The 24,337-nt window shown below is 41.5% G+C and carries 23 protein-coding genes; 15 read left to right on the top strand and 8 right to left on the bottom strand.

Annotation, left to right across the window (positions count from 1 at the left end; genetic code table 11):
- Positions 1-45: 45 nt before the first annotated feature.
- Complete coding sequence (locus tag V7K56_RS18980) at positions 46-1,098, bottom strand: hypothetical protein (RefSeq protein ID WP_334912467.1); 1,053 nt, start codon at positions 1,096-1,098, stop codon at positions 46-48.
- Between the two features lie 482 nt (positions 1,099-1,580).
- On the opposite strand from V7K56_RS18980, the gene V7K56_RS18975 reads away from it, so the two are divergent.
- The 9 genes from V7K56_RS18975 (at position 1,581) to V7K56_RS18945 (ending at position 11,735) form a co-directional block, all read left to right on the top strand.
- Positions 1,581-3,512, top strand: a complete 1,932-nt coding sequence (locus tag V7K56_RS18975; RefSeq protein ID WP_334912465.1) for an alpha-amylase family glycosyl hydrolase — start codon at positions 1,581-1,583, stop codon at positions 3,510-3,512.
- Positions 3,513-3,670: 158 nt separating this feature from the next.
- Positions 3,671-3,826, top strand: coding sequence for a hypothetical protein (locus V7K56_RS37155; RefSeq protein WP_442940102.1), 156 nt, complete (start codon positions 3,671-3,673; stop codon positions 3,824-3,826).
- A gap of 82 nt (positions 3,827-3,908) precedes the next feature.
- Complete coding sequence (locus V7K56_RS37150; protein WP_442940103.1) at positions 3,909-4,064, top strand: hypothetical protein; 156 nt, start codon at positions 3,909-3,911, stop codon at positions 4,062-4,064.
- Positions 4,045-4,272, top strand: a complete 228-nt coding sequence (locus tag V7K56_RS18970) for a DUF29 domain-containing protein (RefSeq protein ID WP_334912509.1) — start codon at positions 4,045-4,047, stop codon at positions 4,270-4,272. Before V7K56_RS37150 ends, V7K56_RS18970 begins: the two co-directional genes overlap by 20 nt.
- 522 nt (positions 4,273-4,794) lie before the next feature.
- Positions 4,795-6,369, top strand: a complete 1,575-nt coding sequence (locus V7K56_RS18965) for a CPBP family intramembrane glutamic endopeptidase (protein ID WP_334912463.1) — start codon at positions 4,795-4,797, stop codon at positions 6,367-6,369.
- Positions 6,370-7,143: 774 nt separating this feature from the next.
- Entirely contained in the window at positions 7,144-7,419 is a 276-nt protein-coding gene (locus V7K56_RS18960) for a TM2 domain-containing protein (RefSeq protein WP_334912461.1), read from the top strand.
- Positions 7,420-7,949: 530 nt separating this feature from the next.
- Positions 7,950-8,138, top strand: a complete 189-nt coding sequence (locus V7K56_RS18955) for a hypothetical protein (RefSeq protein ID WP_334912459.1) — start codon at positions 7,950-7,952, stop codon at positions 8,136-8,138.
- A 325-nt stretch (positions 8,139-8,463) separates the two neighbouring features.
- Entirely contained in the window at positions 8,464-11,079 is a 2,616-nt protein-coding gene (locus tag V7K56_RS18950) for a heavy metal translocating P-type ATPase (RefSeq protein WP_334912457.1), read from the top strand.
- Between the two features lie 167 nt (positions 11,080-11,246).
- A complete protein-coding gene (locus V7K56_RS18945; RefSeq protein ID WP_334912455.1) occupies positions 11,247-11,735 on the top strand; it encodes an FHA domain-containing protein in 489 nt (162 codons plus the stop codon).
- An 80-nt stretch (positions 11,736-11,815) separates the two neighbouring features.
- Here the strand turns inward: V7K56_RS18945 and V7K56_RS18940 are convergent, their stop codons facing one another.
- A complete protein-coding gene (locus V7K56_RS18940; RefSeq protein WP_334912453.1) occupies positions 11,816-12,163 on the bottom strand; it encodes a hypothetical protein in 348 nt (115 codons plus the stop codon).
- A 534-nt stretch (positions 12,164-12,697) separates the two neighbouring features.
- Between V7K56_RS18940 and thyD the strand changes: the two genes are divergently transcribed.
- The gene (gene thyD / locus V7K56_RS18935) at positions 12,698-13,663 is read left to right on the top strand and encodes a thylakoid membrane protein ThyD (protein WP_334912451.1); all 966 of its coding nucleotides are present in this window, start codon (positions 12,698-12,700) and stop codon (positions 13,661-13,663) included.
- A 195-nt stretch (positions 13,664-13,858) separates the two neighbouring features.
- On the opposite strand, the gene V7K56_RS18930 is transcribed toward thyD, so the two are convergent.
- From V7K56_RS18930 to V7K56_RS18920, 3 genes are all read right to left on the bottom strand, one after another.
- Positions 13,859-14,104, bottom strand: a complete 246-nt coding sequence (locus V7K56_RS18930; protein ID WP_334912507.1) for a hypothetical protein — start codon at positions 14,102-14,104, stop codon at positions 13,859-13,861.
- A gap of 156 nt (positions 14,105-14,260) precedes the next feature.
- The gene (locus V7K56_RS18925; protein WP_334912449.1) at positions 14,261-14,683 is read right to left on the bottom strand and encodes a tetratricopeptide repeat protein; all 423 of its coding nucleotides are present in this window, start codon (positions 14,681-14,683) and stop codon (positions 14,261-14,263) included.
- A gap of 86 nt (positions 14,684-14,769) precedes the next feature.
- Positions 14,770-15,126: a HesB/IscA family protein gene (locus V7K56_RS18920; protein ID WP_334912447.1), complete on the bottom strand. Its 357-nt coding sequence runs from the start codon at positions 15,124-15,126 to the stop codon at positions 14,770-14,772.
- Positions 15,127-15,446: 320 nt separating this feature from the next.
- Between V7K56_RS18920 and V7K56_RS18915 the strand changes: the two genes are divergently transcribed.
- From V7K56_RS18915 to V7K56_RS18900, 4 genes are all read left to right on the top strand, one after another.
- Positions 15,447-17,078 (top strand): DUF6930 domain-containing protein, encoded by a 1,632-nt coding sequence (locus V7K56_RS18915; RefSeq protein ID WP_334912445.1) that lies wholly within the window; start codon positions 15,447-15,449, stop codon positions 17,076-17,078.
- 1,671 nt (positions 17,079-18,749) lie between these two features.
- On the top strand, positions 18,750-18,926 hold the full coding sequence (locus V7K56_RS18910; RefSeq protein ID WP_292857258.1) for a CopG family transcriptional regulator: 177 nt from the start codon (positions 18,750-18,752) through the stop codon (positions 18,924-18,926).
- A gap of 276 nt (positions 18,927-19,202) precedes the next feature.
- On the top strand, positions 19,203-20,642 hold the full coding sequence (gene zds, locus V7K56_RS18905) for a 9,9'-di-cis-zeta-carotene desaturase (protein WP_334912443.1): 1,440 nt from the start codon (positions 19,203-19,205) through the stop codon (positions 20,640-20,642).
- A gap of 88 nt (positions 20,643-20,730) precedes the next feature.
- Positions 20,731-21,174: an SRPBCC family protein gene (locus tag V7K56_RS18900; RefSeq protein WP_334912441.1), complete on the top strand. Its 444-nt coding sequence runs from the start codon at positions 20,731-20,733 to the stop codon at positions 21,172-21,174.
- Between the two features lie 34 nt (positions 21,175-21,208).
- Here V7K56_RS18900 and V7K56_RS18895 read toward each other — a convergent pair whose 3' ends face one another.
- The 3 genes from V7K56_RS18895 to V7K56_RS18885 form a co-directional block, all read right to left on the bottom strand.
- Positions 21,209-21,445, bottom strand: a complete 237-nt coding sequence (locus V7K56_RS18895; protein WP_334912439.1) for a 2Fe-2S iron-sulfur cluster-binding protein — start codon at positions 21,443-21,445, stop codon at positions 21,209-21,211.
- Positions 21,446-21,540: 95 nt separating this feature from the next.
- Positions 21,541-23,025: a cobyric acid synthase CobQ gene (cobQ, locus tag V7K56_RS18890; protein WP_334912437.1), complete on the bottom strand. Its 1,485-nt coding sequence runs from the start codon at positions 23,023-23,025 to the stop codon at positions 21,541-21,543.
- A gap of 275 nt (positions 23,026-23,300) precedes the next feature.
- Positions 23,301-23,705, bottom strand: coding sequence for an Npun_F0494 family protein (locus V7K56_RS18885; RefSeq protein WP_334912435.1), 405 nt, complete (start codon positions 23,703-23,705; stop codon positions 23,301-23,303).
- A 194-nt stretch (positions 23,706-23,899) separates the two neighbouring features.
- Here V7K56_RS18885 and V7K56_RS18880 point away from each other — a divergent pair, with 194 nt between their 5' ends.
- Positions 23,900-24,337, top strand: a complete 438-nt coding sequence (locus V7K56_RS18880) for a peroxiredoxin (protein WP_334912434.1) — start codon at positions 23,900-23,902, stop codon at positions 24,335-24,337.

Below are 24,337 nucleotides of genomic sequence, written 5' to 3'. Positions count from 1 at the left end.
GCGTTCCCCTAGATTAAAAACGCTACGCTTTTACACAAAGCTGTACTAGGTGAACTCTATAGTCTCAACAAACTCTAAAATACCCTCCTTGATGTCTTCGGCTTCTTCTTCAAGGGAATCGGGAGTTTCGCCGTCAAGAAAGCTGTGCTGACTACTAACTATATATAAAAATTCACCACTGATAAAGGTGAGCAACCCCCGGTATGCATCTAATCTGATTGCTGTTCCATTATTTTCTTGCTTAGAAATTGTGGAACCTTTGGGCATATCTATTAACACGTAGTAAGCACCTCGCAAAGTATCTTTCAGATATTCGGTATACTCCACAGAAGCATCTGGTACATTGGCAAAAATCGCTTGGGGTACATACTTCTCTACTAAAATTGTTTCTAAATATTCTTCTTGTCCAATAGACTCCAATTCCTCTAACTGTTCTAAGGGGAAAGGATAATAATCGATTCTTAGCAAAGTACCGATGTCATCAGAAAAGCCAACTACTCCTTCCTGGCTTTGAATTCTACCACCCTGCTGTGGATCAACCGGAATCGGTACGGTAAAATTACCTAAAGGAGATTGATATGTCTGTTCGCTAAAATCTTCGATGACCACTGTTTCATCATCATCGTCGTCTGTATATTCTTCATCTTCTGCTTCTTTAAAGGCTGCGATTACCTCCTTGATGATTTCCTCTGCTTCTTCATCCTCAAGTTCTAAAGCTGCTTGTAGCTTTTTCAGATAGATTTGTTTCGGTTTAGGAATGGTGAGTTCATCGTCTAAAAGCACTATTACCCCAGCAGCAAAACCATCTAGCACTAATTCATCTGAGAGAGATACTTTGGCGGCATTAAACAGGGGACCAATTCCCTCTTCTTCTGCAATGGAGATGAGTCTATCAACTATTTCTGCAATTTCATCTTCTGAGTATTCCTCAAAAACCTCGAATTCCCAGAGGATACCTGCTAAACTTTCTGCATCTACCTCTTCAATAAATGAATCAGCGATCGCAGTCACAGTTGCGATCGCCGCCACCGCTTCCTCTGGACTTAGTGATTCCTCTGATGTCTTTGGTGAGTTAAAAACCTTGTCATATTTGGTCATAATTGCTACCTAAATTAATTCCTTGATAGTAATAACAGATTGAAAGTGACAATGGTCAGTTTACCAATGGAGCGAATCTTCTAGAGAAAAAGTTGGCTTATACGTGGTTGACTCTGTATCGATTGGGTGTAACAAAAGCTTGTTCACAACTAATCTTCAAGGAGTTGAATATTCTCCAATTTGTTTCCTAATATACATTTAAAGAGAAGCTAACTTCAGTATTTACCGCATGTCAATTTAATTAAATATTGTATGTAAATTTTTGTGACCGAGCAATTATTGTAAATAACTGCTATATCCCTTTATTTTTATCCTCCAGCAGATGAATTATATCTATCGATAGAATTATAAACTAGCTAGCGATAGATACATACACCGTAGGCAGGATGTCACGATACCGAAAGTTTGTAGTAACACATAATACTCAAAACGTTGTACTGTTAGTTCTATAAGTGTGAATTACATGAAATTTTGAGTTTTTTATGGTAAAAACCCCTCCTTCCCAGTTTTCACCAGATCAATATAAAGTAGATCCTGCAAAGGAAAACGTAGAAGCTCTTATACAAGAACCGCAACAGTTAGATATTGAGATTGCTCTAGAGTTCCTTTACACCAGAGATATTGAATTTCGTCAGGAAACAATTTATTTTCTCGTAGTTGATCGCTTTTATGATGGCGATTCAGAAAACAGCGAAGGTGCAAACTCGGAACTGTACGATCCAACTAAACAAGATTGGGGTAAGTACTGGGGTGGCGACTTGCAAGGTGTCATCGATAAATTAGATTATCTCAAAAATATGGGAGTTACCGCTCTTTGGCTAACTCCACTGTTCGAGCAGGTGGAAGAGTTATTTGTTGGCAATGCAGCAATACATGGCTATTGGACAAAAGATTTTAAACGGCTTAATCCTCGATACATTGCTGACGGAGAAAACCCTTCTTTAAACGCCACTCAAGAAGAAAAAAATACAACCTTTGATCGGTTAGTTACAGAAATGCACAAGCGCAATATGAAGCTAGTGCTGGATATTGTCTGCAACCATAGCACACCTGATACTAGCGGTAGTAAAGGTGAATTGTATGATGATGGTGTCAAAATTGCTGACTTCAATGATGATGCTAATAATTGGTATCACCACTATGGCCAAGTGCAAAACTGGGAAGACGAATGGCAAGTGCAGAACTGTGAATTATCTGGTCTAGCAACTTTCAATGAAAATAATACTGAATATCGTGAGTATATCAAGTCAGCAATTAAACAATGGCTAGACCGGGGTGTGGATGCACTGCGGGTGGATACTGTCAAGCACATGCCGATTTGGTTTTGGCAAGAATTCACTGGCGAGATGACGAATCACAAACCAGATGTATTTATTTTTGGTGAATGGATTTACAGTAATCCAGATGATGAGCGCTCGGTGGAATTTGTTAACCACTCAGGCATGACACTTTTAGACTTTGGGTTGTGTGTGGCAATTCGAGCCGCACTGGGACAAGGTTCAGAAATGGGATTCCAAACAATTCAATACATTTTTGATCAGGATTATCGCTACAAGGGGGCAACAGAGTTAATTACCTTCATCGATAACCATGATATGTCCCGCTTCCAATCGCTGAACCCCGATCCAGCGATGTTGAAGGTTGCGATCGCCTTAATTATGACCTGTCGCGGTATTCCTTGCATTTACTATGGCACAGAACAGTATTTGCATAACGATACTGATGGCGGTAACGACCCGTATAACCGCCCAATGATGGAAAATTGGGATACTGAGAGTGAGATTTATCGTTGCATCAGGCTGCTGTCTGGCTTACGACGACTGAATCCAGCCGTATCAATGGGTAGCCATTGGCAAAAATACTTAACACCGGATGTTTACTGCTATGTACGCCGTTATCGTGACTCTGTGTGTTTTGTAGCTTTAAACCGGGGAGGAGAAGTTACTTTACCAGAAGTAGAAACAGAATTGCCCGATGGAGAACATACCTGCGTGGTGACTCGCAACAAGTATGAGGTAAAAGATGGCAAGATTTATGACCTAGTACTAGAAGAAAGGGGAGTGATTGTTTTCAGCCACGTTGGCGAACGGATAAAAGCACAAACAATTGTCCGCGTCCAACTCAATGGTGTAGAAACCCAACCAGGTGAAATTATTGTAGTCACAGGAGATTGCCCAGAGTTAGGTAACTGGGATATTGGCAAAGCCTATCCTTTAGAGTACATCAACACCAATACTTGGTTTGCTGAAATTCCCTTTAATGAAAGTGCCGGAAATCTCATAGCTTACAAATATGCCATGTGGCGGGAAGGGCGATCGCCTCTGCGCGAAAATCTCGTAAATCGTCGCTGGGTGATTGCCAAAGAAGGTACTGTTAAATGGCGTGATACTTGGGCATCGGGAAGAGAATCTTAGAAATATAGAATGATGTATGAAGAGTGAAGGATTAAAATTTTGATTATTCACTCTTCATTATTTGTGAATTAAAAGTTCCAAAAAATACATAAATATGCGTATTTAATCGCAGTGTACGCCATAGTGTAGTAGTTAGATACTTTAGTAATTTTATACTCATGAGACTCTTCTCCTACTGCCTAACTTGTGATAGCGGTGCTGCTCCTAACCCATTCTGGGAACTTTGCACTCTCGCAATTTGCAAGCCTAGAATCCGACGAGTAGCAAACATTAGATCTCTTGCAAAAGTCCCAAAATCAGGTATGTCATTCTGAGCGAAACGCAGTGGAGAGAAGAATCTCACTAAATGTATCGCTCCGCTTAATATGACAATTTAAGCATTTATGCAAGAGGTCTATTGGAGATTGGGTTTTAGGATTTGGTTCTACACAGTCACCAATTGGAGATAGAGATATCGGTGACTGCGTTGTATATGCGATGAAGGTAATGGATAAGATGACATTGCAAGAATACGACAAGTTTTGCCGAGTTCATAACCAAAAGTTGGGTTAACACAATCTCAAACTGCCGAAACCAAATTCAAGATTGCTTGGAAGATACTCCCAGTTTGCAGCGCCTTCTAAAAGACTGGGAGTGGATACAGAAATATTATCGCCGCGCCCGTAGAGATGCAGCAAATGAGACTCAAAAACCAATAGAAACTTTTCCCCTTGAGTGTCCTTTAACTATGGAACAACTTCTCGATCCTGAATTCCTCTAAGTACAATTTTGCGTAAAAGCGTAGCGTTTATAATGCAGGGGGACGCAATGGCATTGTAGGGGAATGCATTAACATTGTATCAAGATGCAATGGCATTGTAGGGGCACACATTAACATTGTATCGGGATGCAATGGCATTGCAGAGGGACGCGTTAACATTGTATTGGGATGCATTGGCATTGCAAGGTATTGCCAAATTTAATTCGCTACGAATTTATGAAATGCTGTACTAAGTTAGACTGCTGAGACTCAGTAACTAGACATAATTAAACATAAAATAAAATCCTAGTTCGTAGTGAGTGATTCATCGCTCAAAACAAAGATTATCAGCTTCCTCAAGGTGGGAGAACACTACTGTAATTTAACACTGTGGGTGCATAGGCTAGCAAGAACCGCAGGCATCGCACATTCATCGCAAACTTATAATCTTATAATATTGATGATATTTATCCACCTCTGACTTTTTATTGCGATAATTCCCAAGGGGGACGCGCTCTCCACTGGTCAGTTAAAGGGGGATAGATGACAATCAAGCGGTTGGTTTTATTTTTTATAATGACGCCGATAGCAGTTCTGTTAGCAGTTTCGGCTTTATTCGGTAGTTGGCAAGAACCTCAATTTCAAAGTCGCCTGGAACTATACCAAACAAATATTGCTTTACAAGCTCAAGCTTGGCAATCAGAAGATAAGAGTGATGACAAACTCCAAGCGATTCGGGAAGCAATACTTGGTGAGCAACCCCTAGAAAGTGCTACAAAGCAGTATCAGGAGGCGCGTCAATCAGTTCAAGCTAATTTAGACAAAGTTAACAACAAACTTGCACAATTACGCTCTCAAGCTGAAATAACTCCCACGCCTCCGAAACCTCTACCGGATGCTCCTCCCACTATTGAAACGTCTAAACAGGGACAGCAACAGTTACAACAGTCTTTTAATCAATTACAAAAATTACTGGCTGAATTAGACCTGCGCTTGGGAATTTTACAAGCACAGCAAGAACAGAGGGATACAGCCTTCAAGACTTGGAGCGAATTACAACAACGCTCAGATATTAATCCAGGGTTTGGGGAAACCGCTGCTGTCTTGACTGGACTGTGGAGCAATCCTCCCCGTATCCTTCCAAATGCTCAAGAACCAATTCAAAAGAATTTAGAAGGTTGGTTTCGCTCTACTGCTTTGGTTAAATTATACCAACTTCAGCAACGACAAGACGCGTTATCAGCAGTAAAAGCTGCACAACAAGAATCCTCTGCTCAAGCAGTGTTGAAATTGGCGGTTATTGGTACTATTCCCACTTTGGCAGCTTTAATTGGTTTAATACTGCTAATTTTATTATTTGCTCAACGCTTGTTGAAAGGAAAAGCCTCGTTATTAGCTCAAAATGCTGATGTCCCTTGGTCAACGCCTTGGGGTGGTGAAACGGTTTTGCAGGTTTTTATCATCGGCTTTTTCTTTATGGGGCAAATTTTTGTGCCCTTGGTAATATTACTGCTACCCATCCCGCGTCCCATTGTGGATGTGCGACTTCAGGCATTTTCTGTCTTGGTTAGTTACTTCTTAGTAGCATTAGGTGCGTTGTTAGTGCTGTATTTCTCTCTCAAGCGCTTTTTTCCATTACCAGAATTCTGGTTTCGCTTCCGTTTTCAAGATAACTGGTTTTTGTGGGGACTGGGAGGCTATTGCACGGCTTTACCTGTAGTTGTGCTGGTATCTTTGATTAATCAACAGCTATGGCAAGGACAGGGTGGGAGTAATCCTCTGTTGCAACTAGCGCTGGAAAGCCAAGATGGTATAGCACTTGGTATATTTTTCTTTACTGCTGCGATCGCAGCTCCATTTTTTGAAGAAATCCTATTTCGCGGTTTTTTGTTACCCTCTCTAACTCGTTACTTACCCGTGTGGGGATCGATTCTGATCAGTAGTTTGTTGTTTGCGATCGCTCACCTCAGCTTATCGGAAATTCTCCCCCTGACCGCATTGGGCATTGTGTTAGGAGTAGTTTACACGCGATCGCGCAATCTCCTCGCTCCTATGTTCCTCCACAGCCTTTGGAATAGTGGTACACTATTAAGTTTGTTTGTTTTAGGTAGCAATTAATACGATGATAGTACTGTTGCCAAAAACGGAAATATCTGATTTTATCTCCATAGGTAGAGACAATTTACTAGTGATAATTGGTTACAACCATATAATACTAGCTGAAAACCCAATTAAGATAATGGCAAAAGCAAATTAAAGAATGCTATTAACATAGACAACAAACTATGTAATTAAGCATTTATTCTCATTCAGGTAGATTTTAGCCATTTTCGAGATGTTAATTGTCTTGTTGAACCATTTTTAGTTGTCATAAATTGGAATGCAATTCCGGTTTGCGCTCATGGAAGTGGGGATCGGTAACTAAAAAGCGGTTAGAAAGATATGGAAGATGCCTCTTGCGCTTCTAGATTCCCACTAGCCACGTAGTTGTCTTGTCTATTGATGCAATAGCGTTTCACATCCGATCGCAAAAGAATCCGGAAATAATACTGATGGACTTGTAAAAAGTGGTGTATGTAGCAGCTTTTGCTGATTATTTAAGATTGATTCTGCTCAAGATAAACGTCTGAGCTAAAAATCTGCAAAACTGCTGCACCAGGGTTTGCGATCGTCAAATCCACCAAAAGCCATCAAGGAGCGCCAGATCTGCCTATACTGCAAGACATATTGGCGTCTCCTCTGGAATAGAAGCACGCTGATTTTAATTATTCATCTTGGGACTTACTCATACTGAAAAATTAAAAATTTATTGATTAAGCAAATAGATTTACTTGCTTTCATTACAATAAAGACTTTATTTTTATACTAACTTATCAAGGAGCAGCACTTAATATGGCAAATCTCAACCCCAGTCACCCTACCAAACAACTTCTAGCTGGTTACTGTGGCATTATCCTGGGAGCGTTTGGGGTTCATAAGTTTATTTTAGGATACGCTTCTGAAGGCTTTATCATGTTAGTGATTTCTGTAGTAGGGGGTTCTTTCACCTACGGCGTTGCCATGTTAATTATGCAACTTGTAGGTTTAATTGAAGGCATGATCTACTTAAATAAATCCCCTGAAGGATTTGTAAACACCTATTTTGAAAATAAGCAGGGCTGGTTTTAGTGTAAGAATAGTCTTCTTACTGAAAGCCGAGGGTAATACCAATTCAAAATTCAAAATGACGCTCTCTACGAGACGCTAAAAGCGTAGCTTGCAACTCTTACAGAGTACGCGGACTCGCTCTAAGCGAACGCGAGTGCGTCTCTAAGAGTTGCCATGCCGTTGGCGAAGCCTCTCGTTCGCTGTCTTCGTCTCTGAAAGAGAAGAGAAGGCTTTACGCTGCGCTAACAAAATTCATCCATTAAGAAAGCCAGACAGAACAAAGGTATGTCCGTATGTATCTGTCGTATTCTTTTTTCAAATTGGTATAACACAGGCTTCTAAGTGTAGGATTGTAGCAAAAGTGCGGGGATAAAGGGCAGCGAGCCACAAAAGCAACATCCTTTTTCCCTTGTGCTTCACCCTTCAGCTTTAGTAGAAGTTATACAGCACTTCTACCTCGTATATTTATTTTTATTGATATGCTCATTCTCAAACCTAAACAGCTTAACTGGGCAATGTTCTTCTTGTTAGGCTTAGGATATTTTAGTGTTATGTCTCATTTGGAAATCAACTATTTCTTAAAAAACCTGATTGCGATCGCGCCAATACAGGTGGCAGCTATTATTTATGTCACTTATCGACGTTGGAACTGTCAACCCCCTGTAGGGGAATTAAAAATTCCAAATTTAAAATTCAAAATTCAGAACTCTAGAGATAAATCTGAAAACTTGGAACGTTGAATTAAAGTGCAGCGATAATCTTGATGCTCAACGAAGTACGAGAAAAAGCAGCCATAATTCATAATTTTGAATATTTTACCGATGTTCGTGCAGTGTCCTGTAGGTATGGGATAGAGTTTTAAGGCGATAAGCTGTGAATTCGCTTTAACTTACAAGGGGCAGGATTTAAATCAATACTCATTACCCAGTTGTACTGAATTTTTCTTATAAATTAATAATTTTAATATGGTTGACATTGAGTCATAGTTCCATATTTCGCCTACGCTCGAATTAGAGACGCTTTTAGTCAGGCGTTGAATTTCTGTAGCGAATCTAAACACAAGCCATGCAACTTGTCCCGAAAACCAAGCTAGCCCCAGAACTTGACCCAATCCTAGATAAAATTATTCTAGATGTTGGGGGCATGAAGTGTGCTGGGTGTGTGAACGCAGTAGAACGACAGCTAACCCAACATCCAGGAGTTAAGAGTGCCTGTGTGAACCTGGCCACAGAGGTAGCAGTTGTAGAGTCAGAAACTGGTGCGGTAGATGCAGATGCACTGGCACAGCGATTAACAGCCGTTGGATTCCCGACTCAACCCCGAAAAGCTAGTGGCACAGTAGTAGGTGAAATACCGACCTTACCAGACCCAGCAGAACGACAACGCCGAGAAATGCGTTCTTCTCTATGGCAGTTAGCGATCGCTGCGGTGTTGCTGATATTGTCGGGAAGTGGACATTTTGGTAATCTTGGTAGCTCAGTGCTGCCTGTGCTAAATAACATCTGGTTTCACTGTGGACTGGCGACAATAGCGCTGTTAATTCCCGGTCGCCCGATTTTAGTAGATGGCTGGTTGGGCTGGCGGCGAAATGCGCCTAACATGAATACCCTGGTGGGATTGGGAACGCTGACAGCCTACATTGCTAGTTTAGTAGCGCTGCTTTTTCCCCAATTGGGTTGGGAATGTTTCTTTGACGAACCAGTAATGATGCTGGGTTTTATTCTCTTAGGAAGGACATTAGAGCAACAAGCTAGAGGTCGCGCGGCTGCTGCATTTAGGAAGTTACTAGCACTCCAGCCACTCTTAGCGCGATTGATTGCCAACCCAGAGAAAGCCGGAATGGGTTCTTCTAGTGTTGAGATTCCTGCTGAACAGGTGCGTGTCGGTGAATGCTTACAAGTGCTGCCAGGTGATAAAATCCCTGTTGATGGTGAAGTAGTGGTTGGTCAAACAACGGTTGATGAATCAATGCTAACTGGGGAAGCAGTGCCAGTAATCAAGAAACCAGGAGATACGGTGACAGGAGGGACGCTAAACCAGTCAGGAGCGATCGCTATTCAAGCAACCCGGACTGGAAGTGATACAACTCTAGCTCAAATTGTTGCCTTAGTAGAAGCTGCCCAAACTCGGAAAGCCCCAGTACAGAAATTAGCAGATACAGTAGCTGGTTACTTTACCTACGGTGTGCTGACAGCATCTGTATTAACATTTGTCTTTTGGTACTTTTTCGGCACTCATATTTGGACTGATATTACCATGTCTGGTGGCATGGAAATGATCAGCCACGCTCACCACTCCGTACAGACGCGATTAATCGCGTCTCTACCAACTCCTCACTCTCCTTTATTAATCAGCTTAAAACTAGCGATCGCAGTTATGGTAGTCGCCTGTCCCTGTGCTTTGGGACTTGCCACACCAACAGCCATTCTTGTTGGGACTGCTATGGGCGCAGAACGTGGGCTGTTAATCAAAGGTGGCGACGTTTTAGAAAAAATACACAAGTTAAACACCGTAGTATTTGATAAAACTGGCACTCTCACCACAGGTAATCCCATCGTCACAGATTGTTTGTTAATTGAGGAAATGAGGAATGAGGAACTCGAGGCCCCCTCTGGGGATAAGGGGCAATGGCAAATAGGAAGTAGTGAACCCTACTGCCTATTCCCCACTCGCTACTCCCTAATACAACTAGCAGCAGCCGTAGAAAGCGGTACTCACCATCCCCTAGCAAAAGCGATTCACCAAGAGGCACAGCAGCAACAGCTATCTATTCCAGAGGCTGTAGACTTTCACACGGAACCAGGGCTAGGGGTATCTGCTGTGGTAGAGGATATAGTTGTATTATTGGGTAACTGGGAATGGTTGAGTTGGCACGGCATTGCCATTAACGAAACCGCACAACAGCTAGTACAGGATTTGGCAACAGATGGTAAAACAGTTGTTTGTGTAGCAATTGGGGGAACTTTAGCCGGACTAATTGGTGTTTCTGATACCCTCAGGTCGGATGCCCGATCCACTGTAGACAAGTTGCGTCAGATGGGCTTACGGGTAATGTTGCTCAGTGGCGATCGCCAAGAAGCAGCTAGCGCCATAGCCAAGCAATTAGGATTAGATAGCGCTGATGTAATCGCAGGTGTTCCCCCAGCTAAAAAAGCGGCGGCAATACAGTCTCTCCAGTTAGAAGGGACAAGGGGACAAGGAGGACAAGGAGACAAGGGGGACAAGGGGACAAAGAAAACTCCTCACTCCTCACTTCTCACTCAGCACGGGCTAAACGCCCCGCTGACGCTAACGGCACTCAGCACTCAGCACTCAGTTGTGGCAATGGTAGGAGATGGAATCAACGATGCTCCAGCTTTATCCCAAGCTGATGTAGGAATTGCTTTACACTCCGGGACAGATGTGGCGATGGAAACTGCTGAAATTATCCTAATGCGCGATCGCCTAAACGATGTCGTCGAATCTATTCAGCTTAGTCGCGCCACCTTCAATAAAATCCGCCAAAACTTATTCTGGGCTTTTGCATATAATACACTTGGCATTCCTTTAGCAGCAGGTGTTTTATTCCCTAGTCTGGGTATTGTGCTTAACCCATCTGGTGCTGCTGCATTAATGGCTTTTAGCTCTGTTAGCGTCGTTACCAACTCAATATTATTACGGCGATTCGCTCATCGTCTGTAGATTAAACTGAGTCGGTATTCAACTTTTACCAGTTCATAAAGCTTTTTGAGACACTTACCAAAGCTATCATAGCTACTGGAGTAGAACGGCCATGTTCTACTCTTTCAAGGTATTATGCAATTTTAAAGCTTATTTAAATTAGCACCACAGACTGATGGTGCGCGAAAATGGCAAGATACGATACAAAACAAATCTTAATCAATTACAGTTCCACCGATTTGTCAATGGCAGCAGAAACCAATGAAAACCATCTACTGATTATTGAAGACGATCAAGGTCGCAAAGAATTTTCTCTAGAGCACCCCGTCTACTCTATTGGTAGAGACCGCGAATGTAATATCCGTTTAATGTCGCAGTTTGTCTCCCGCCGCCATGCCACATTAGTGAGATTGCCACGAGAGCATAATAGTCATAGCTACTATTACCGGATTGTAGATGGCGATGCCAAAGGTAAGCCTAGTTCCAACGGTTTGATGATTAATGGACGCAAAATACCAGCCCACGATCTTAAAAATGAAGACGAGATCGTTTTTGGGCCTCAAGTACGTGCCATTTATTACCTTTTAAGAAATACTCAGCGTTTAGGACAAACGGATTCGAGTGAGTACGACATTACACTAATAAACCCTGGTATGGCCGAGGATTTAGAGGAGTAGGAGAGTAAATTATAACTACCAATTACAGTCTGACACTTCCACGGCTTCAAACTGTGGGAGTATCAATTCAATCACCAAATCTATCCTGCAATACTTTCAATCAAATGCCAATGGCGGCTACTTTCAATAGATTGCTTGATTAACTCAAACATTTGTCGGCAGTAATTATCTAAGTGGATTGGTAGTTCTTCATTCTTAATCACAATACTCATCCGGGTTTCCGTTTCAGTAGATTTTGATTTATCAATCAGTACTTCTACTGTTATCAATTTAGGAAAAGGAACATTTCCAGGAACTTCACGACCAATAATATATTCGGGCGTGTGATATTGAATATCCAACTGACAGTCCTGTAGAAGTTCTACAAGTAACGGCAACAGATGGTCACTAGCAACAGAAATAATAAATGAACAGGTATAGCGAGCCATAATAGCCCCACCCTTGCAACACTGCGTTCATCCTATAATACCGAAGTATCTAAACATAAAGTCATTAAAAAATCAAAGTTTTTGAGATCCGGTACTACCAGATATACAGTCAACTCCTTCTCTGCGAGACGCTATGCGTAGCTTGCTTCCCCGCAGGGGTACGGGGAATTCAAAATGACGCTCTCTACGAGACGCTAAAAGCGAACGCGGACTCGCTAACGCTGCGCTAACAAAATTCAAAATTAATAATCCCCATAAATAAATTTAGGCGTTCCGTGAGTGTCAGCTGAACGGGGTTTCAATAAGGACGCAGTATTTTTTGTGGCACTTTACTGCTCGAAATACATATTTTATTCTTTCTTGTCTAAGACACGCTCCAGGAATATAAATAAATTTACTTGATCTAAAACAAAGTGGCAGAGGGCAAAAAATATGTTTTCTTCCTTCTGCCTCATGTCTCCTGCCCTCTGCCTTCTTTGGTAAGCTAAAAGTTTGATTAAAAACTTTACAATAAAGGTTTGGCTGAGGTAGAAAATGAAAGTCGCAATTACTGGAGCAACAGGATTTGTCGGTAGTCGTTTGATACAACGATTACACAAAGAAGGTCACAAAATAGTAGTATTAACTCGGAATACCACTTTTGCTCAAAAGGTTTTTCCTTCTGAGGCTTTCCCTAATGTAGAAATTGTTGCCTATACACCAAATGCATCTGGTTCTTGGCAAAGTGTCATCGCTAGTTGTGATGGCGTAGTTAATTTGGCAGGAGAACCTATTGGTGAGGGACGCTGGACATCAGAACGGAAACAACAAATCTTCAATAGCCGAAAGTTAGGTACACAAAAAATAGTTGAAGCAATAGTCAGTGCTAACTCCAAAACGGCAGTCGCTACAACGGAGGTAACCTCCGCAACGCGCTGCCTCCCATCTGTGTTAATTAATGCTTCAGCTATTGGCTACTACGGCACCAGTGAAACGGCAACTTTTGATGAAACCAGTCTATCTGGTAACGATTTTCTTGCCCAAGTCTGCCAATCTTGGGAAGCTGAGGCGAGAAAAGTAAAAGATGCTGGTGTGCGATTGGTAATTCTGCGTTTTGGGATTGTCTTGGGCAATGGTGGTGCTTTAGGTAAAATGATTCCGCCTTTTAAACTCTTTGCTGGTGGTCCTATTGGCAGTGGTCGGCAGTGGTTCTCATGGATTCACATAGACGATTTAGTTAACCTGATTTTGCAAGCTTTAACTAAACCGGAAATAGAAGATGTATATAATGCCACTGCCCCTAACCCAGTCAGAATGGCAGATTTAAGCCAAACTTTGGGAAAAGTGATGAATCGACCTTCTTGGTTGCCTGTTCCTGCTTTTGCGATCGAAGCTCTTTTAGGAGACGGGGCGATAGTAGTTTTAGAAGGTCAGCAAGTTATCCCAAAACGCACCATGCAAATAGGCTTTGAGTACAAATATCCTAATTTGCAATCGGCATTAACACAAATTCTTAGTTAAAAGGGATTGGGGAGTGGGGATGAGGGAGTGGAAAAGCAGGGGAGCAAAGGGGACAAGGGGACAAGGGGACAAGGTGACTAAAGTTAGAACTTGCAACAAGTCTTTCCGTTCCCCTTCTCCCCAATTCTCCTTATCTCCAAGTCTCTTCCTAATGCCCAATCCTCCATGCCTCATGCCCCATACCTAATTTTCTGACTATTGACTAGAAATAAATTTTTTGGAAACCCAACTGATAATACCGCTAAGAATGGCACCACCCATGAGGATGCCAATTGCTGGGTTAAACAAGGGTTGCCACAGTTGATACCATAAATCCAAACCCAGGTTTACTCCTGCGGCATTACCGATCGCAGCGATCGCTAACCAGCCAAAGCCAAACAAAACTAAAAAAACATCGGCGACTAAAACCATGTTTAGCCAATTTAACAATTTATCTTTCATAATTGGATTGGGTATTGGGTATTGGGTATTGGGCATTGGGCATTGGGCATTGGGCATTGGGCATTGAGAAGAGACAACTTAGAGAGTTACTTCAATAAATTCTCCCTTCTTTTCGTTGTCCCTAACCTCCAATTCTCAGTTTTCAGTCCCCATCCTCTACTTTTCAAACAGCCAACTTTTGACCTTTGTTAAACTCTGCCAATCTGGTTTTCTACTTAAACCGTCCTCAATATTATTTTTTATTTCATCATTCCATTGTTCGTTGACAAATATCAACTGTTGTGCTATGTCAATGTGTTCCCGCAAACCTTTTTGCTTTGTTTCCAGCATTGCTAAGGCGAGATTGATTCTAGCCTGGGGATCTTGTGGATTTAACTTGACTGCTTTCTGTCCAGCTTTGTAAGCCAAATTGGGTTTGTTATCGAGTAGATACAACCACGCTAAACAAACCCAAGCTGCACTAGTTTTAGGAGCGCGATCGCACACTTCTTTAAACACGGGGATTAAAGATTCTGCTGATTCTCCTGCTTTATAGCGTTCTAAACCTGTATCAAACAGGGATTCAACTGTTTGAGTCATATTAAATTAATCATGAGTCATTAGTCATTGATCGTTTGTCATTTGTCTTTTGTCCAATAACCAGGGACAAATGACAACTGACAATATTACACCCCAAATGACTTGCCGCAACCACAAGTTTGATTAGCATTGGGGTTAGTGAATTGGAAACCACCGCCAATCATAGCATCGCTGTAATCAAGCATTAAACCGTAGAGATATAACAGACTCTTGCGATCGCTGACAATTTTGAAGCCATCATAGTCAAAAACTTCATCATTAGGGGTGATCTTGCTAGTGTCTTCAAAGTCCATCATGTAAGACATCCCAGAACAGCCACCCTGACGCACTCCTACCCGTAAGCACAAGTCTGTGCCTTGCTTGTCCCGGAGGGATTTTACTTGGTGCAATGCGGCTTCGCTCAACAGAATTCCGCGTTGTTGAGCTTCAATTGCTTGTGTCATCTGTTTTTTCAACTCCTTAATTAGTATAAGCTTTACCCTATATCAGCTTGTTAATGCTTCTGGGTTGCTCTTGGTATTTTTGTATTCATTCTAGCGGCTTAGATGTTGCTAGATGCCAAATTGTAAACACTCCGTCAAAAGTAGCCAAAGATTTTTATTCTAGAATTGAGAGACTCAATGTGTTTATACATTCGGTATTCTTAAAATTCAAGCCTTGCGGCAGCCTGAGAAGCAACCACCCTTCAGGTGCAGCCATAAAAATTTAATTCGAGGCTAGCTAGCCCCCAAAGTTTACTTCCAAATTGCTCCTTTTGATCTCTATGACAAGTTTTAATCGCTCTACCAGTCGTCGGTTGAAGAAATTAACTCAAATTCCTTCTGTATGGGAGGGCGATCGCCGTCCGTTGTCATCACCAAACCAGCAGTCAGATTCAGAGGCAAAGGGAGAATGCATTCTTTGGGTAGATTACTCCCAAGGTGTTGTTCGAGGAATGGACGTAGTAGCTTCAGATATCGGTCCAGAAGCAATAGTTCGCACCTTAATGCAAGCAATGGAGCATCCTCAAAGTCCGGCAAGACCCGCTAGACCCCAAAGAATTGTAGTCAAAGACCGCGAGATCCAATTTTACCTGCGGGGAGTGCTGCAAGATTTGGATATCGCCATTGACTACGCGCCAGAACTGCCTTTAATTGACGAACTATTTCGTGGATTCGCCGATATCCTCGATAGTCAAACCCCCGACTTACCCCCACAGTATGCGCAAATCTTGCGAGAGAAAGCATTTGCAATTTGGCAAGCAGCACCTTGGGAATTTTTGGAAGAACAACAAATTTTGTCAATCGAGATTAATAAGTGGGATGTTGGCACACTCTACGCCTCAATCATGGGAATGCTGGGAATGGAGTATGGGATTTTGTTTTATCGCTCAGAAGAGTCTTTAAAACAGTTTCGTGCCGCAGTTCTAACAGATGAAGAATCAACAGAGCATTTAGAAGAAGCGTTCCTCAAGCAAGATTGCTTGTTTCTCACTTTTGAGAGCGTTGACGAAACTGATGAAGATGACGATGAAGAAGATGATTTGGCGGATCTGCCATTATCAGAAATTGACCCTACTTTTGGTAATATCCACCCCTTAGAAGGACTCCGGTCTGTTTTGTATGACGAAGAAGCATTGGTAATCTTGGTTGCGATCGAAAGCCTGAGTCGCTTTATTCGCGATCACCGTCGCCAACTTCATGAGGACATCTTCCCTACCCTCAGCCGTCGCTATCGCATTTTTCTGCCGCAGTCAGAAGAATCAACTAAATCTGTAGCTGTGACAGTCTCTACCATGCCGCAGTTAGCAGCAGAATTAGAGGAAATGACAGGCTTTGGTATTGACGATCGCGAGATTGACAATCTTGATTTCCAATCATTGCGAGATGACTTGATACCAGAAGATTCCTTCCTCAGCTTAGGTGTAGTGTCCTGGGAAATGTTGGATTCTCTACGAAAGGGGGTCAGCTACCACCAGGCTAGTGAAATCAAACAAGTGGGTGATGGTTTGCCGGTGATTTTAATTCAAACCTCCCGACCCAAGGCGAAGACCGTAATTGAAAGAATTGAAGCAGCAGGTGGATTGAGAGCAATTTGCTTTAATCCAGGTGCCGATCCTTTTGATGGCGATCGCTACGACCTGGGTTTATTGCAAACTCAAAATGGCGAATTGTTCCTATTTGGTGAATTTTTAGATGAAGATCCGATTCATGTCGAAGCCCGAAAAAAATGGAATCAGCGGTGTAAAAATACTAATGGCTACTGTGGTTTAATCATTGCCAAAGGACTAACGGGAGCCTCCCGTGGCAATCCTCAGTTACGAGATATGATGGCTTTGTTTGAAGGGCGATCGCTTTCACCAAAAAATTTAGGTATTGGCACTCTCCAACTTATGCCCCAACTTAAACTTGATTAATTGCATGAATTACTGCAATGAGAAATTAAGTTGATGTGTATTTGATTGGCATATTGACTGAAACTCCATTTAAGAGAGGAAAAGAGAAAGGCTTTGTCTGTCTGTTAACGTTTACCCCTTCCATCGCTCTTATGCAGTCTATTAACCGGAGACAGAGCGTTGCCGGTTCCACTCAGTCTTCGTCATCCGCGTACCTATCAGGGCGTGGCACTTTCTAATGAATGTTCATGTATATGTCAATACTAATAGACGTACCAATCTTGAAAGCTAACTTTATCTAAATTTTATGAAGTACCTGTATTTTTATGGTTTTCTAGTCTTTTTAGGCGAATGCTCCTCAGTATAAATAACTACAAAGTTTTTAAATACTGTTTACAAAGACTACTTGAATCAAACTTTAACTGATGCACTTAGATATTGGAATCTTTTTTTAACAATTTCTTGAGTTTAGCATCCTGTTATATATCAATATTATTAAGCAAAAGTTCAGATGTATATCTTTTTCTTTGTAATTTTTTTATAAAGAAGAAAAAATAGCTTTCTAATGTCTAAATGAAGATTATTTAAAGCGCGTAAATAATAGCTATAATAAACACACTGCCGAAAAAATTAAAATATACGATTCTTTTTATAGGTATACTTACCAAATAAAAATAATTATAATTACAATTTGATTGACAGTATTTTATATCTTGGCTTAGATGTGAGGAAAATATTTTATGGCAAAATTATAGTGCCCTACTTGGCTAAAAATGATTCATATAACCTCCAGATAGATGAAGAAGAAAAATCGCAAAAAAAAATGCTGATTTTCAGGCAAGTTATATCATCGCTGGAAGGAAGATAAAATATGCAAAACTTTATTGCATTGTGACGATAAGTTATTATAAAAGCATGAAACAAAACTAAAATATTAGTATTGGCAACAGTCAAGTAACATCATATTTATGATCAATTAATTTATCTGTGTAAAATTACAGATGTTGCTGTCAAAATTTACCAAATTGCTTGGCAATTTACACTCAGTAGACTGAGTTTTGTCCTCTTTTTTTGTGGCTACTATATTGGTACTGAAAAGCAATCAGCTTGATCGAGGTAAGCCAAAATTCATAACAGTTCAAGTAGCTCTTAACTTCTTGGTTAGAGATAGGTGTTTGTTTTAAAGCGATCGCTTATTTGCCTACTTTCTAAGTCACTATTCACGCTGTCTATACACCACTCTAACCCACCTGTAACACCAGCATTTCAGCATGACAATGATTCTGAAGCTTTATTTTTTTGTGTTCTAGCAGATATTCTCTCCAAGCGGGTTTGACAAACTTGAGAGAAGAGAGAAGGTCAAATGCTTTCAATGGAGAATAACTTTGGAAATCTTCATTGAGTCAATAGTAGGTATCTCGAATTTATTTAGAAAATTTCATTGTCAGGCTTTACTCATGCTGTTAGTAGGGTTATTATCTTCAAAAGCAACTATGTGTTATTTATGCTGTCACAATAGTAACAAATAAAGTGTAGTATTTTGATTTTTTTAGAAAATGATCAATCCTTTGACAAAACAAACATTTTTAATATTAATGGTATTACTTGTTTCCAGAGACAAACTCTGATAATCTTATCGGTTCCCTCTTATAATTTAGACTCTTTCGACCATCTAAATATACAGCAGATAGCATGATAATGACAAATAAAAAATGGGCAGTTAAACGCATAACAGTTAATCTCGCAACGCAGGAAGCGGAAAAACTAGAAAAATATTGCCAACAAACAGGTAGACCTGCAACTGACGTGATTCGTGAACTGATTAGAAGCTTGCCTGTTTCCGACGACAGCAAAGATGCAAACAACTAAGAAGTTACTTTCACAACTTATCCAAAAAACTGCTTTGCCATCAAAAAAATATCTATGATACTTTTGAGAGTCCACCGCTATGGACAAAAGTTTGTCTAGATGATACAGACGCGTTTTTATCGCGTCTGGTCATTTAGCGGGACTAAAAAAAGTAATCAAAGAGGTTTTAGTATCGATATTGGCAAGCCTTAATATGCTGCTGGAGTTGATATTAAGTAGCAAATTCCGACACCAACCCAGTTACAATCTGTAAAGAAACTGAAAAGGAACGACGGAATGCGTGTTGCAATCGTAGGTGCGGGACTGGCTGGGCTAGCAACCGCAGTAGATCTAGCTGATGCTGGTTGTGAAGTAGAGATTTTTGAATCTCGTCCGTTTGTCGGTGGTAAAGTTGGCAGTTGGGTTGATGGAGATGGCAACCATCTAGAAATGGGGTTGCATGTATTTTTCGGGTGCTACTACCAACTATTTGACTTAATGAAAAAAGTGGGGGTGTTAGAAAACTTACGCCTCAAGGAACATACCCACACTTTTATTAATAAAGGGGGGCGCACTGGTGCTTTAGATTTTCGCTTTCTTACAGGTGCGCCTTTCAATGGCTTAAAGGCATTTTTTACTACTTCTCAACTATCGTTGCAGGATAAATTGCAAAATGCGATCGCTTTGGGTACTAGTCCGATAGTTCGTGGATTGGTAGACTTTAATGGGGCGATGAAAACTATCCGCAATTTAGATAAAGTTAGCTTTGCCGATTGGTTTCGCAGTCATGGTGGAAGTAATGGCAGCATCAAGCGTATGTGGAACCCCATTGCCTACGCATTGGGATTTATTGATTGCGAAAATATGTCTGCCCGTTGTATGTTAACTATATTCCAGCTATTTGCAGTTAGAACTGAAGCTTCAGTTTTGCGAATGCTGGAAGGCTCTCCATCTGAATATTTACACAAACCAATTCTGGAATATCTGGAAGCTAGAGGCACCAGAGTTTACACGCGCCGACAAGTTCGGGAAATTCAGTTTACTGAGTCAGCTGAACAAACCCATGTCACTGGTATAGTAGTTGCCCAAGGTGATGCAGTAGAAACGATCGCTGCTGATGCTTATGTTTTTGCCTGTGATGTTCCAGGAATTCAACGCATCCTACCCCACGAGTGGCGTAAGTGGTCAGAATTTGACAATATCTACAAACTGGATGCAGTGCCAGTGGCTACAGTGCAGTTACGCTTTGATGGTTGGGTAACAGAACTGAACGATGGAGACCAACGCAACCAGCTAAACCATGCTGCTGGAATCGATAATTTACTTTACACAGCCGATGCTGACTTTTCTTGTTTTGCCGATTTAGCGGTGACTAGCCCTGCTGATTATTATCGCCCAGGACAAGGGTCTTTGTTACAGTTAGTGCTGACACCGGGAGATCCGTTTATTGCACAAAGTAATGAAGCGATTGCACAGCATGTCCTCAAGCAAGTCCATGAACTGTTTCCTTCGTCGCGGGAGCTAAATATGACTTGGTACAGCGTGGTAAAACTTGCTCAGTCTCTCTACCGGGAAGCGCCAGGGATGGATGCGTACCGTCCCAACCAAAAAACACCAGTAGATAATTTCTTCCTTGCAGGGAGTTATACTCAGCAAGACTACATCGACAGCATGGAAGGTGCTACTATTTCTGGACGACGTGCGGCAAAAGTGATTTTGGAGAGTTTGAAGAAATAACGTAGACACGCAGTGGCTTGCCGCAGGCTACTCCAAAGAGTGCGAAGAACGCGATCGCAAGGCATCTCGTAGAGAAGGAACAAAAGAAATGTCAGACTGGTTAGAGCATACTGTGCAGGTAGAAGTAGAGGCTCCCATAGGTTTAGTATGGAGCCTCTGGTCTGATTTAGAGCAAATGCCTCGGTGGATGAAGTGGATTGATTCAGTGAAAATTCCGCCAGATAATCCAGATATATCTCTTTGGAAATTAAAAACTGGCAGTCTAGAATTTAATTGGCAATCCCGAATTCTTAAAGTTATTCCTAACCAAATTATCCAATGGGAATCGGTTGATGGTTTGCCGAATCAGGGAGCGATTCGCTTTTACGATCGCCAGAATAGTAGCATTGTGAAAATGACTATTTCCTATGCCATCCCTGGCATTATTGGCAAAATTATGGATAACTTATTTTTGGGACGGATAGTTGAATCAACAATTCAAGCTGATTTAGAAAGATTTAAAGAATACGCACTGAATGCTAAAGCTAATTGATATAAATATTAACAAGAATAAAATGTTAGCGACATTACCAAGTTGGGTCGCTAAATAAATTAATCGTCAATTCCTCGCGTGGCGGTACTGCGCTGATACAAGCGCGAACCATCTCTCCATCCTCTAATTCGACGGTGCAAGCGTGACAAGACCCCATCAGACAACCGGTGGGAATAAATACCCCAGCCCGGTCTGCTACATCTAAAAGGGCTTCTCCCACTTCGGCATCTACTGTGACATCATCTGGTAAAAAGCGGACACGAACAATCATCAATGTTACGCATTTAATTTAGTATTGTCATTAGTCATTTGCAAATGACCAATGACTAATGACAAAGGACTAATGACATTTCAACGCATTTTAGCTTAAGACAAAAACTGACTTAAGTCTAAATAGCTTTCAACTTCAATAGCTAGAGAGTCCAAAATCTGCTCTCGCTGTTCTCGGTAGTTAGCGACACCAGTGGGCAAAGATTTTAAACCCCGCTGTTGACGGAGGCGATTTAACCAAGCCCGTCGCCAAGGCCCATTGTCAAAAAGCCCGTGGAGATAACTGCCCCATACTGATTGACAACTATCTACTAACCCTAAATTAATATCGTCAAACAGGGCATGGTACGATTGGGGATCTATGCCTTGCTGTTCGATGCGCGATCGCCCTTGGTGGATTTCAAAGCCATTAACTGGTAAGCCTTGTTGGGGATAATTTGAGCTAGCTTGGCGCTGGCGGGCGATTTTTTGTCCTGTAATTACAGTTCTAATTGGTAAAAGATTTAACCCTTGAAATCTGCCCGCTTGTCCCTCTATCCCTTCTGGATCAGCGATGATTTGACCGAGCATTTGATAGCCACCGCAGATACCTAAAACCGTTCCTCCAGAAGCAGCGTAGTTTTGAATAGCTTCTGCCATACCACTTTTTTGCAACAGTAGCAAGTCAGCAATTGTGGTTTTTGTACCTGGAATAATCACGGCATCAGGATGTCCCAAATCTTGCTTCGGACTTAAGTACTTAATTGAAACTGTACTTTCTGATTCTAGTGGGTCAAAATCGGTGAAATTGGCAATTCTTGGTAAGCGGATGACAGCAATGTTGAGGTCAGTTTGAGCTTTATTCGACGACGATTGACGTTCTAGCAGGTCAAGGGAGTCTTCTGCTGGAAACATTTGTTGCAAGTAGGGTATAACACCAATAACGGGGATACCTGTGCGTTCTTCTAACCATTTTATCCCTGGATCTAAGAGCGCTCGCTGTCCTCGGAACTTATTAATTACTACACCCTTAATTAGGGCGCGTTCATCTGGTTCCAATAATTCTAATGTGCCAACAACATGGGCAAAAGCACCACCCCGATCAATATCAACAACTAATATCGTTGGCGCATTCAAATATTTTGCCACCCGCATATTAGTTAAGTCGCGGTGCTTGAGGTTAATTTCCGCTGGACTACCAGCACCTTCACAAACCAGCATGTCAAATTCTGTTCCTAAATGCTGTAGCGATTCTTCAATTGTCCGCCAACCCAGTTCAAAATATTGCTCGTAGTAATCTGAGGCACTCACTTTGCCTACAGACCTGCCTTTGATAATTACTTGGGAAGTCGTATCCCCTTGGGGTTTGAGTAAAATTGGGTTCATTTCTACCCAAGGCACTACTCCCGCGGCCCAAGCTTGCACTGCTTGGGCGTAGCCAATTTCTCCACCACTGGAAGTGACATAAGCATTTAAAGCCATATTTTGACCTTTAAAGGGAGCCACTCGCCAACCACGCCGCGACAGAATGCGACAAATAGCTGTAGTTAAAAGTGATTTCCCTGCATGGGACGTTGTTCCCACTACCATAATTGATTTCATAGTTGCTATCACTTAGTTTTTCAAGATACAAAGTTAATTTTTAGGAACGAACAACAGGGGAGTAGGGGAGAAATCAATTCAAAATTCAAAATTCAAAATTGAAGATTCAATCCCAATACCCAATGCCCAATGCCCCATGCCCTATACCTAATGCCCACCATAACTATCACAAATTTCAATTAGATGGTTATGGTAAAGACTTCATGAATAGATGTGATGTTTCCGTATATATTGTTCCCTTTGATTCCCTAATCCTAACTCTTGGATTTTTTATTCTAAAAAGGTATCCGTAACCAACGAATCACAGCATCATAGAAACGATCGCGCCATGAAGGAGTACGCCAATTTTTTGCCTGGTACTGTTCCACTAACTGGCGTCCCAAGGGAGTGAGACGAAAACTATCTGTAATTCCTTGACCATCGACTTCTCGGCGCAATACACCTACTTGAATCAACCAGCCCAAAGCGTTATCACAGGCTAATTCTGATAAAGGGCGTTTAGTATAGCCCTGCTTGAGTCCATTTTCTAGGGCGATCGCACTTAATGACATACTCTGGTGGCCCATCACTTCAAATAAAGATACATTAAAGGGTGAACACACTAGTGATCGCTCGGCTCTTTCTACTGTGCTTTGAGGATAGACAAAAATATTTGGGTTTTGGGAATCAACAACAGCCATTGTGTATTGGTAGAAATTTTTCTTCTAACAAAGATTAATTTCAGAATATATTTTTTCTTGTATCAAATACCCCATTAAACCAAAATTAGTTACCGAAAGTATATTTATGCTATTTTTTAGTAATTATATTTAATCATTATAAATTAATGTAAAATTTCAAGTGCATCAACAATCTGAAACAGGAAAAGTTTATTATGCCTCTAGCAGTTGGTACGGATGCACCTGCATTTACCGCCAAAGATACAAACGGCAACACAGTCTCTTTATCTGATTTTGCCGGAAAGACAGTTGTTTTGTATTTTTACCCCAAAGATGATACGCCAGGCTGCACCAAACAAGCCTGTAGTTTCCGGGATGCTCAGTCTCAATATCAAGGTAAAGATATTGCAATCTTGGGAGTGAGTGCAGATGATGAAGTCTCCCATCAAGCATTCACCCAAAAATATAATTTGAATTTTCCCCTACTGGCTGACAGCGATAAATCCCTGATCAAAGCTTTCGATGTGGATGGCGGCGGTTATGCCAAGCGCGTCACTTATGTAATTGACCCTAGCGGCAAAATTACCCATGTTGACGCTAATGTAAATACCGCTAACCATGCTAGCGATATTTTAGCTGCACTTGGACTGTAG

The sequence above is a fragment of the Nostoc sp. genome (genome assembly GCF_036917535.1).
GTDB lineage: Bacteria > Cyanobacteriota > Cyanobacteriia > Cyanobacteriales > Nostocaceae > Nostoc.
Note: the sequence above shows the minus strand (reverse complement) of the source record. Positions and strands in the feature narration are given on the sequence as shown.